This is a genomic window from Flavobacterium sp. NPDC079362, from assembly GCF_050267765.1.
Taxonomy (GTDB): Bacteria; Bacteroidota; Bacteroidia; order Flavobacteriales; family Flavobacteriaceae; genus Flavobacterium; species Flavobacterium azizsancarii.
Genome location: NZ_JBNNFM010000063.1, coordinates 1 through 11,052 on the forward strand (window position 1 = coordinate 1; position 11,052 = coordinate 11,052).

The window sequence follows — 11,052 nt, forward strand, 5'->3', positions numbered from 1 at the left end:
TGATTTGCATTTTCTGATATTTATTGACATACAGAAAATAAAAATAATAGTTTTTTACAAAAGTTCCTTACACTCTTGGTTTTGAACTTTGACAAGGTTTCTACAATATCACGTTATACCAGCAAAAAACCGCAACAAAAAAAATCCCAAACCCCAATCATAAAATTGGAATTTGGAATTTTAAAATATTGTACTTTAAAACCTTTATGGTTTCAAAATCAAAACCGAAGGTGTATTATTCAACCATGTACTTTGAGATTCTATTAGTTTTTTCCAACTGTCTAAACTAATAATCATCAAATTCTGATTTTCCAAAAACTCTTTCTTAATTGTTCTGTCGTGCATAATCATGATATGATTGGGTGCAATTTGCTCGATCGAACGAATCGTTTCCTGAATATCCCTGGTGTTTTTTACTTCGCCACTTGCATCCAGAACCGTAATCTGAGAACCATTATTATTGATTAGTTTTTTAGCATATTCAATAAGAAAAGAATCTTCTTTACTAAAAATCGGCATAAAAACCTGATTCACTTCTTCTAAATCCTTATCGATAAAAATACCAACCGGCATTTTGCTTTTTGCAATGATATGACGTGTTCTTTCATCAAAAGGAGAATTCTCGAACAAACCTTCTTTTCCGGTAAACTTATCGATCAAACGGTCCGGATTTACGATTCGGGTTGTAAAACCAAGAATCTTTCCAAGCAACGTTCCGTCAAAAATAGATTGTCCCAGACTCACTAACAATAAATCATATTCGCCTTGGTTCGCAGTATCTATAATATCAGTATCAATATCATTTGTCACCTTAAAAACACTCACCATGTTTTGATTTAAACGCTCTGATTCTTCTATTACAGGAACTAACATTTTACGTTCATGATCTTTTATATCAAATGAATGTATCTCTGTACTTAATGACAAATGCATTGCTGTTATAATCGAATTATCACCTTGTTTCTTAACCAGACTATTAGCGATTTTCAATAATACTTTACCTTTTTCAGGAGTTGCAAACGAAAGCAAAATCTTGTATTTGCTTTTATTCCCAATTTCTTCCGGAACCGCAGGTATTTTATCCTTAAAAATAAAACCTATAAAATCTAAAGCCGGACCAGTCATAAATGTCGTCACTAAAGCCATAATTACCATCATGGTAAAAATCTCTGTAGAAAGAACTCCCAAATCATAACCAATATTCAAAACCACCAGTTCCATTAAACCACGGGTATTCATTAAAGCTCCAATCGCCAAACTATCTTTCCAGCTTTGCCCCACGAATTTCGCAGCAAAAGCACTTCCTAAGAATTTCCCTGCTACTGCAACAGCAATAATTACAGCAGTAACTTTCCATAAATAAGGATCATTTAGCAAACCTATTTGCGTACGTAAACCTGTAAACACAAAGAACAATGGTAATAGAACAATGATAGCAACATCTTCAACCTTTTCGATAAAAATATTTCTGAATTTGTTGTTTTCCGGCATAATTGCTCCTGCAAGGAAAGCGCCAAATAAAGCATGAATTCCAATTAATTCTGATGCATAAGAAGAGAACAGAAGTGTTATAAAGAAAATAGCAACTACGGGTTTATTCAGACTTTCGCGAGTTGAATTTAAATCTCCAACTCGTTTCAGAAACGGGCGAACTATTTTTAGCATGACAATTACATACAAAATAGCCAAACCTATTACATACAAAGAACTTGTAAATGAACCTGCTTTTACAATTGCAATTACCACTGCCAAAATACACCAAGCCGTAATATCATCTGCCGCAGCACAAGTTATGGCAATGGTTCCCAGTTTTGTTTTTTGCATGCCCCGCTCCTGCACGATTCTCGCTAACACCGGAAATGCAGTAATACTCATGGCAATCCCCATAAACAAACCAAACGATGCAAACTCAACTCCAACCGGAGCAAAAGTATGATAGATGAAATAAGCTAATGACAGACCCAGGGCAAAAGGGATTACAATACTTGCGTGACTTATAACTACAGCATCGTGTGCTTTGTTTTTTAATACTTTCAAATCCAATTCCATTCCAATCACGAACATGAAAAGGATTAAACCAATTTGGCTTAAGAATTGTAAATTCCCTAAAGATTCTTTTGGAAACAATGCCGCTGAAAATTCCGGAAAATACATTCCAACTAAAGAGGGCCCTAAAACAATACCTGCAATCATTTCTCCAATTACAGATGGCTGTCCTATTTTTCTAAAAACCCATCCAAACAAACGCGCTACCAAAATAATAGTCACAATTTGCGCCAATAAAATAGCCAGAGGATGCTGCAGATTCTCTACCATCGAATTTAAAAAATCATTCCAATGATTGCCTACTATTTTTTTCTGAACGATTCCTCGCCCCACTTCAAGTGCAGCACCTTTTGAGATTACCCAATATATCAAAGCGGTAAAACCACCAATAACAGTAACGTAAAATAAGGAGTTTTTAATGTTATTCATAACTCGTTTTTTTGATTTTAATGGTGCAAATATCAGAAGTGAGAATTAAGTGAAAAAGAAATTTTAAATCTAATTTTCAATGTATGTAACAAGTGGGAAAAACTTTGTAATAAGTTATAATAATTGGCAATAAACTACTGTCATTCTGAGTAAAATCAAAGGTTTTTATCGCAAAAAGGGCTTCGACTCCGCTCAGCCTGACATCAATGTTCTCAAAATATCGTTTAAAAAAAACAATTTACAATTTCACCTTCTTCAAAAAGTCAGAACGATAGGTTTCGCTTAGAATTAAGGTAGTATTCTTGTCATTTTTCTCTACATGATGCAAGACAATTTCGTTATGATTAAAAAACTTGATGGCTTTTACTGCTACAATTTCTTTTTTGTTTACACGACAGAAATCAGCATCAGGCAATTCGCTTAAAAGAGTATCGAATTTCACATTTTTTAAATTCAGAAAACTTCCATCGGCCAAAAGAACCGTTTTATCACGACTATCACTAACTGCAGTTTTGATATACTGAATCTGATTAAAATACAATAACGTCTTTCCCTTATCTGTATTTAACTGAATGAACTTTTTTGTCGCATCCGGTTTATGAAAACGTTCGAAAGCTTTTGAGATCGCTTTTTGCAGACGTTCCAGTTTTACCGGTTTTGTAATATAATCTACCGCATCAATATTAAAAGCATCGGCAGCATATTCTTTATAGGCCGTACAAAAAATCACCAATTTATTGTCCAGCATTTCTGCCAGATGCAAACCATCAATTCCGGGCATTTCGATATCTGATATTAGCAAATCAAAATCGAGATTGGGAATATCAGCAAGGAGTTTTTCAGGATTATTAAACGTTTTTACGATTTCTACTTCAGGAATTTGTTCGCAAAGCATTTTCAGGTACGTTAATCCCGGCAACTCATCGTCCAGCAGCAAGCATTTCAGTTTTGTATTCAAGTAAATCTATTTTAAGATGAGCAATATAAACGTCATTTTCTACAAACTTATCGAGTTTGAAGTTATTTTTATAAATAATACGCAATCGGTGCTCCAGTGTTGTATGACCAAAACCGCCGCGTTCTTTTTTCAATACTTTTTTATCTGATATCTTATTTGAAACTGTCATAAAAAAAGCATTGTCCCTAAACTCAAAAACAACCGAAATAAAGGCATCGGCGCTTTGCAAATCAGCATGTTTAAAAGCATTTTCGATTAAATCTATCGAAATCAAAGGCGCTAATAAAGGCTGATCGTATAGTTTATCTTCTTTATTAATATTAGTCTTGATCTTCAACTCAAAAAGAGGACTGATTTTGATTTTATTGATTTCAATCAAGTTCAGAGCAAAATCAATTTCTTCTTTTGCCGTGACAAATTTCTTTTTACTTTCGTATAAGATATAATCCAGAACATTCGCCAGTTTATCTAATGCAAAATAGGTTTGATACGCGTGCGACTGAATCGAATTCAAAATATTCTTAAACAAATGCGGATTAAGCTTTGATTCTAACGTTTCTAACTGCAAATCGTTCACTTTGATTTCGAGTGCATAAAAACTTTTCTCAGCATTGTCTTTTGCTTTTTTGAATTGCGTTAATTGATAGATCAAAAAGCAAATGAGAACAATTAGCAATAGAAGAATCGCCAGAAATATAAAAGTGATGGTATTGTTTTCCTGCATAGTTATGTAAAGTTAAAAAGTTTTTTTTGCCCACGGGTTTTACGGATGAAACGGGTTGACGCGGGTTTTCTTTTTTATCGTATTTACTCTATTTGTATTTCATTAAATAAAAGTATCTGATGAAATTTGCTTCTTGTTTTTTTGCCACAGATTAAAAGATTAAAAAGATTTTTTCTAAGAATCAAAAAGATAATCTGTGAGAATCTGTGTAATCTGTGGCATATTTTTTCCAGTATTCAGTAAAAAAATCCGTACAAACCCGTTTAATCCGTAAAATCTGTGGTCCAATATTCTTTAATGACTAGAAACAAACTTCAACCCAATGATCGAAGCAATTAGAGTCGAAAGGAAAAATATTCTCCAGAAAGTTGCCGGTTCTTTAAAAACTAAAATCCCTACCAAAACAGTTCCTACGGCTCCAATTCCTGTCCAAACAGCATATGCGGTTCCTATTGGCAAAACTTGAGTGGCTTTATACAACAATAACATACTGATCGAAAGACAAACAAAAAAACCAGCCATCCAGTAGGTTGAAATTATGCCTGTGGTTTCCTTTGCTTTGCCTAAGCAAGATGCAAATCCAACTTCAAAAAGTCCTGCTATTACTAATAAAATCCAATTCATATTCTTTTCGCTTTTAAATTAAGTACAAATATGAGAAAAGCTAACGTAGAATTGTACAAAACAGCTAATTTTTCCTAAATATTGTAATATCATTTATGTTAACAAACAGTAAAAACCGAACTGATTATTTATGATTTAGAGCACTTTTCACTACATTTGCATCCATTTTAAAGAATTTATGAAAAACGCAGTACAAGTTGGATTTTGGGAAAAACTAGCCCGAATCATACTTAAGAACAGAATAGTAATACTAGTAATCCTATCTGCTTTAACGATTTTCCTTGGCTACCAATGGAAAAACCTTTCTATGACTTATACCGAAGCCAACTTGCTTCCTAAAGATCATATCGTAAACAGACAGTACCAACAGTTTTTGGATAAATTTGGCGAAGAAGGAAATCTAGTGGTAATTGGGTTTCAGGATCCTAAATTTTTTACGCCAAAAAACTACGCTGCCTGGAATGAATTGATGACGGGTTTAAAAAATTCTAAAGAAGTAGATTTAGTAGTTTCATTAAATGATTTAAAGAAATTAGAGAAAGATACGGTTAACGAAAAATTTATTCTGACTCCTTTTATCGATCAAAAGAAAGCACTTGATCCTGAATATTTAAAAAAGGTACAATATGATTTGTTTCACAATTTGCCTTTTTACGAAGGTTTATTGTTCAACAAGCAAAGCGGCAGCATTCGATCAGCGATTTACATCAACAAGGCACTTGTAAACACGCCGGAAAGAAAGACATTTATCCTTGAAAATCTGGTTCCGAAAATTGACAAATTCGAAAAAACAACTGGAGTTGATTTGAAAGTTTCCGGAATGCCATACATCAGAACGATCAACGCCGATAATATGAAAGGTGAAATCGGGCTCTTTATTGGTGCGGCTTTATTTACGGTTTCCCTTATTTTCTTTTTCTTTTTCCGTTCGTTCAGAGCTACTTTTATCTCGATTTGTATTTTGATCATTGGTGTAATCTGGTCTTTTGGAACACTTGGATTATTTCATTATAAAATCACGATCCTTACCGCTATTATCCCGCCATTAATTATCGTTATCGGGATTACCAATTGCATTTTCCTTATCAATAAATACCAGCAGGAAATTAAACTGCACAACAATCAGGCAAAAGCTTTGCAGCGTATTATTTCTAAAATTGGAGTTTCGACTCTGATGACGAATTTAACTACGGCAATAGGTTTTGCAACATTTATGATTACAGGCAATGATTTGCTTTTCGAATTTGGTTTGGTTACTTCAATCAATGTGATTTCAGTTTATTTATTGACGCTTTTAATTGTGCCAATTGTATACAGTTTCATGTCGATTCCTGGAGAAAGACATTTATACCATTTGAATAAAACTTACATTTCTACTTTATTGGATTTTGTTGAAAATGTGGTAAAAAACAAACGAAAAGTTATTTACACCATTTATGGTTTGCTTTTGGTTTTTAGCGTTATTGGACTTACCCAAATGAAAGTTTCGGGAAGTTTGATTGGAGAAATGCCTAAAAGCGCGTCATTTTATAAAGACATTTTATTCTACGAAAAAGAATTCAACGGTGTTATGCCCCTTGAAATAATGATTAACACCAAACATAAAAAAGGTGTTATGAAATTATCAACGATGAAAAAAATGGATGAATTGCAAAATACAATTGCAGAACTTCCTGAATTATCGAAACCGGTTTCTATCGTGAATTTGGTTAAATATTCGAAACAGGCTTTCTATAACGGAAATCCGGAATATTACCAATTGCCGACCTCACAGGAACAGACTTTTATTTTATCTTATGCTAAGAATGCAACGAAAAACAGCAAAGACAACTTAATGAAATCGTACGTAGATTCGACGGGACAATATGCGCGAATCACGACTTTCATGAAAGATATTGGAACGCAAGAAATGGCAAGAGTAGAGAAAAAATTACGCTCAAAAATTGCTGAAATTTTCCCTGCAGACCGTTACGAAGTGACTTTGACCGGAAAAGCATTGGTTTTCCAGAAAGGAACATCCTATTTGGTTGACAACTTAATAGAATCATTGATTTTCGCTATTTTAGTAATCGCAGGATTGATGTTGTATTTGTTCAGATCGTTTAAAATGGTAATGGCGTCTGTAATTACAAATGTTTTACCGCTTTGTATCACATCCGGATTAATGGGGTATTTTGGGATTCCGTTAAAACCATCGACAATTTTAGTATTTAGTATTGCGTTTGGAATTTCGGTCGATAACGCGATTCAGTTTATGGCGAAGTACAAACATGATTTAATTCAAAGCAACGGAAAGGTTAAAAAATCTGTTTTTAGCGCTTTGAGAGAAACAGGAATCAGTACTTTTTATACTTCGGTAGTTTTGATTTTAGGGTTTGCTACTTTCACACTTTCAAGTTTCAGCGGAACAATCGCTCTTGGTGGATTAATTTCATGTACATTGGCATTTGCTATGTTTGCGAATTTATTGGTTTTACCGGCTTTGGTTTTGACTTTTGAGAAGAAGAAAGCTAAGAAAGAGGATTTGGAGAATTTGGAGGGGTAGATTTTTTTTGCCACAAATTTCACTAATTAGCACGAATTAACGACTTGGACCTTTGTCAAAGTTTTGAACTTTGACAAAGGTTGACGCATAAACTTGTCATTTCGACGAAGGAGAAATCACACACGTAACTCCACAAAAATTAATTGCTTTTGTTTGCGTAATCTCTTGTGTGATTTCTCCCTTCGGTCGAAATGACAAAAATGAGATGTAATAACATCTTTTAAAAACCGGAGCCCTAGCCCCGATCGCAGCGACATCCTTTGTGTTTTTTCTTTAAAAACATAAAGATACAGCGGAGAGCGGGAAACAGCTTCTAATTTTAATAATTATCGTTTATATTTGCAGTTATTACACAACAAATAATTTAATTTCAATATTATATATAAAATGAAACACACAAAAGTTAAAGACTTATTAAACAGTACGACGACGCTTCAGGAGGTTAATGCAAAAGGATGGGTGAGAACTTTTAGAAATAATCAGTTCATCGCTCTTAATGACGGTTCTACCATTAATAATATACAATGTGTTGTTGATTTTGAAAATACACCTGATGAAACTTTAAAAAGAGTTACAACTGGAGCTGCAATATCAGTAACGGGAACTTTGATTGAAAGTAAAGGTGCGGGTCAGAAATATGAAATTCAGGTGAACAAACTTGAAATCTTAGGTGATTCTGATGCTGAGAAATTCCCAATACAGCCAAAGAACAGACCTAGTTTAGATTTCTTGCGTGAAAATGCGCATTTACGTGTTCGTACCAATATGTTTGGAGCCATTATGCGTGTGCGTTCTGTATTGTCATTTGCAGTTCACAACTATTTTCAACAAAAAGGTTTTGTGTATGTAAATACGCCAATTATTACAGGTTCTGATGCTGAAGGTGCAGGAGAAATGTTTAAAGTTACAGCTTTACCTTTTGACAACACGCCAAGAACTGAAGACGGAAAAGTAAATTATAAAGAAGATTTCTTCGAAAAAGAAACCAACTTAACGGTTTCAGGACAATTAGAAGGAGAAACTTATGCAATGGCTTTGGGGCAGATTTATACTTTTGGACCAACTTTTAGAGCAGAAAACTCTAATACTTCCCGTCACCTTGCAGAGTTTTGGATGATTGAGCCAGAAGTTGCTTTCAACGATCTGGATGATAACATGGATTTGGCTGAAGATTTTATTCAGTACGTAATCAAGTATGCTTTAGACAATTGTCAGGATGATTTGAAATTTTTAGAAGGAAGACTTTTAGATGAAGAAAAATCAAAACCTCAGGCAGAAAGAAGCGAAATGGCTTTGTTAGAGAAATTGAACTTCGTTTTGGAGAACAACTTCAAACGTGTTTCTTATACTGAAGCAATTGACATTTTGAGAGATTCAACTCCAAACAAAAAGAAAAAATTTCAATATATCATCAACGAATGGGGAGCTGATTTACAATCAGAACACGAGCGTTATTTGGTTGAAAAACACTTTAAATGTCCGGTAATCTTGTTTGATTACCCGGCAAATATTAAAGCGTTTTACATGCGTTTGAATGATAATACTGAACCAGGAAGAGAAACGGTTCGTGCAATGGATATCCTTTTCCCTGGAATTGGAGAAATCGTTGGTGGTTCTGAAAGAGAAGAGCGTTACGATGTTTTGATCGAAAAGATGAAGGCCTTAGAAATCGATGAAGAAGAATTATCATGGTATTTAGATACCAGAAGATTTGGTTCTGCAACTCACGCAGGTTTCGGACTTGGATTTGAGCGTTTGGTATTGTTTGTTACAGGAATGACAAACATTAGAGACGTAATTCCTTTCCCGAGAACTCCTGGAAATGCGGAATTCTAAAAAATAATTAAATTTGTTTCAAGTTTCAAGTTTCAGGTTGTTGATCGTTCTTCAACCTGAAACTTGAAACTTGAAACTTTTAACAAATATCAATGCTAAAGCAATTTTTAAATTTAAAATTATCCCAAAAATTATCTCCACAGCAAATTCAGCTGATGAAGTTAATTCAATTGCCTACGCAAGCTTTTGAACAACGTTTATTAGAAGAAATGAACGAAAATCCGGCTCTGGAAGCTGGAAAAGAAGACGAATACGAAGCGGATGAATTCGCAAATGAAGACTACGACGATTATGATGATGCTGAAGGCGACAGAATCGAAGCGGATGATATTAACATAGACGAATATTTAAGCGACGACGATACTCCGGACTATAAAACTCAGGTGAACAATTATAGTGAAGACGAAGAAAGAGAAACACCTTTTGCTTCGCCAATTAGTTTTCATCAGGATTTAATCAATCAGTTGAATACTTTTATTCTAAATGATGAAGAACGCGAAATCGCTGAATTCCTTGTTGGAAGTATTGATGATATGGGTTACATCAGAAGAAGCGTTGCAGATATTGTAGATGACATGGCTTTTACTCAGGGTATTTATACCGATGAAGCAATGGTCGAGAAAATGCTTCAGGTTATTCACGAACTAGAACCTTCAGGTGTTGGAGCGCGAGATTTACAGGAATGTTTATTACTACAACTAAAGCACAAAACACCAACTGAATCCGTTGATTTAGCGATTGACATTATCGAAAATCAGTTTGATGCTTTTACCAAAAAACATTACGATAAACTGCTTCAAAAATATGGCGTTTCTAATGAACAGCTTAAAAAAGCAATTCACGAAATCGAAAGACTGAATCCAAAACCGGGAGGATCCTACACAGGAAACAATAAAGTAACTGAGAATGTAGTTCCTGATTTCGCAATCAGAATCGTTGACGGAGAACTTGAACTGACCTTAAACGGAAGAAATGCTCCTTCCCTGCATGTTTCTAAGGATTATCAGGAAATGATGCAAACGTATAAAGATTCTCGTGATAAATCATCTGCTCAAAAAGATGCAGTTCAATTTATCAAACAGAAACTGGATTCGGCCAAATGGTTTATTGATGCGATCAGACAACGTCAGGAAACTCTTTTTGTAACGATGAATGCCATTATGCATTATCAGGAAGAATATTTCTTAGATGGCGACGAAACCAAACTAAAACCAATGATCCTAAAAGACATTGCAGATATGGTTGGCTTGGATATTTCGACAATTTCGCGTGTTGCCAACAGTAAATATGTTGAAACTCCATACGGAACAAAACTGATTAAAGAATTTTTCTCTGAAGCAATGAAAAATGATCAGGGAGAAGATGTTTCGACTTTAGAAATCAAAAAAATCCTTAAGAATACAATTGAAGAAGAAGACAAAAAGAAACCTTTACCAGACGATCAATTAGCTGAAATTCTAAAAGAAAAAGGCTACCCGATTGCACGTAGAACAATTGCAAAATATCGTGAACAACTTGATATTCCGGTGGCAAGAATGAGAAAGAAAATATAAATTCCAAACATTTAAATTTATTTTTTTACCATTAAGAGATTAAAAAAAATTAAGCTTTACACATACAGCAAACCCGACAGGTTGAAAAAAACCTGTCGGGTTTATTTTTTACATATCATAACGGATTAAACTCCGGTCCTACAATATACATCCGAGCCAAAGTCTCTAATAATTCCGAAGGAACAAAATATATTGGAGAGCTGGACTTTAGTCCAGTTTAAACAAAGGAATATCATTTTACGCAATCGGATAGGAGCCTAGGGATTAATTCCCTAGGCGACCTTCCACACCACCCGGCATACGGATCCGTACCAAGGCGGTTCTTAATTTACGATAC

The 11,052-nt window shown here is 34.5% G+C and carries 7 protein-coding genes; 3 read left to right on the top strand and 4 right to left on the bottom strand.

The genetic code is table 11. From position 1 onward, the window contains the following. Nucleotides 1-204: 204 nt before the first annotated feature. The 4 genes from ACQKCJ_RS24330 to ACQKCJ_RS24345 form a co-directional block, all read right to left on the bottom strand. Nucleotides 205-2,475: a cation:proton antiporter gene (locus ACQKCJ_RS24330; RefSeq protein WP_427403114.1), complete on the bottom strand. Its 2,271-nt coding sequence runs from the start codon at nt 2,473-2,475 to the stop codon at nt 205-207. Nucleotides 2,476-2,713: 238 nt separating this feature from the next. Then, nucleotides 2,714-3,433 (bottom strand): LytR/AlgR family response regulator transcription factor, encoded by a 720-nt coding sequence (locus ACQKCJ_RS24335; protein WP_271338387.1) that lies wholly within the window; start codon nt 3,431-3,433, stop codon nt 2,714-2,716. Then, a complete protein-coding gene (locus ACQKCJ_RS24340; protein ID WP_271338386.1) occupies nt 3,396-4,157 on the bottom strand; it encodes a histidine kinase in 762 nt (253 codons plus the stop codon). The genes ACQKCJ_RS24335 and ACQKCJ_RS24340 overlap by 38 nt, the downstream gene beginning before the upstream one ends. Nucleotides 4,158-4,451: 294 nt before the next feature. Further along, nucleotides 4,452-4,781: a DMT family transporter gene (locus ACQKCJ_RS24345; RefSeq protein WP_271338385.1), complete on the bottom strand. Its 330-nt coding sequence runs from the start codon at nt 4,779-4,781 to the stop codon at nt 4,452-4,454. Between the two features lie 178 nt (nt 4,782-4,959). Between ACQKCJ_RS24345 and ACQKCJ_RS24350 the strand changes: the two genes are divergently transcribed. The 3 genes from ACQKCJ_RS24350 (at nt 4,960) to rpoN (ending at nt 10,715) form a co-directional block, all read left to right on the top strand. After that, nucleotides 4,960-7,326: an efflux RND transporter permease subunit gene (locus ACQKCJ_RS24350; protein ID WP_271338384.1), complete on the top strand. Its 2,367-nt coding sequence runs from the start codon at nt 4,960-4,962 to the stop codon at nt 7,324-7,326. 387 nt (nt 7,327-7,713) lie between these two features. Continuing rightward, nucleotides 7,714-9,162 (top strand): asparagine--tRNA ligase, encoded by a 1,449-nt coding sequence (gene asnS, locus ACQKCJ_RS24355; protein ID WP_271338383.1) that lies wholly within the window; start codon nt 7,714-7,716, stop codon nt 9,160-9,162. Nucleotides 9,163-9,254: 92 nt separating this feature from the next. After that, nucleotides 9,255-10,715 (top strand): RNA polymerase factor sigma-54, encoded by a 1,461-nt coding sequence (gene rpoN / locus ACQKCJ_RS24360; RefSeq protein WP_427403115.1) that lies wholly within the window; start codon nt 9,255-9,257, stop codon nt 10,713-10,715. Nucleotides 10,716-11,052 lie beyond the last annotated feature (337 nt).

What these genes read in the sequence shown, in the direction of transcription:
- ACQKCJ_RS24330 (WP_427403114.1), bottom strand. Translation starts at nt 2,475, where the DNA reads ATGAATAACATTAAAAACTCCTTATTTTACGTTACTGTTATTGGTGGT.
- ACQKCJ_RS24340 (WP_271338386.1), bottom strand. Translation starts at nt 4,157, where the DNA reads ATGCAGGAAAACAATACCATCACTTTTATATTTCTGGCGATTCTTCTA.
- ACQKCJ_RS24345 (WP_271338385.1), bottom strand. Translation starts at nt 4,781, where the DNA reads ATGAATTGGATTTTATTAGTAATAGCAGGACTTTTTGAAGTTGGATTT.
- ACQKCJ_RS24350 (WP_271338384.1), top strand. Translation starts at nt 4,960, where the DNA reads ATGAAAAACGCAGTACAAGTTGGATTTTGGGAAAAACTAGCCCGAATC.
- asnS (WP_271338383.1), top strand. Translation starts at nt 7,714, where the DNA reads ATGAAACACACAAAAGTTAAAGACTTATTAAACAGTACGACGACGCTT.
- rpoN (WP_427403115.1), top strand. Translation starts at nt 9,255, where the DNA reads ATGCTAAAGCAATTTTTAAATTTAAAATTATCCCAAAAATTATCTCCA.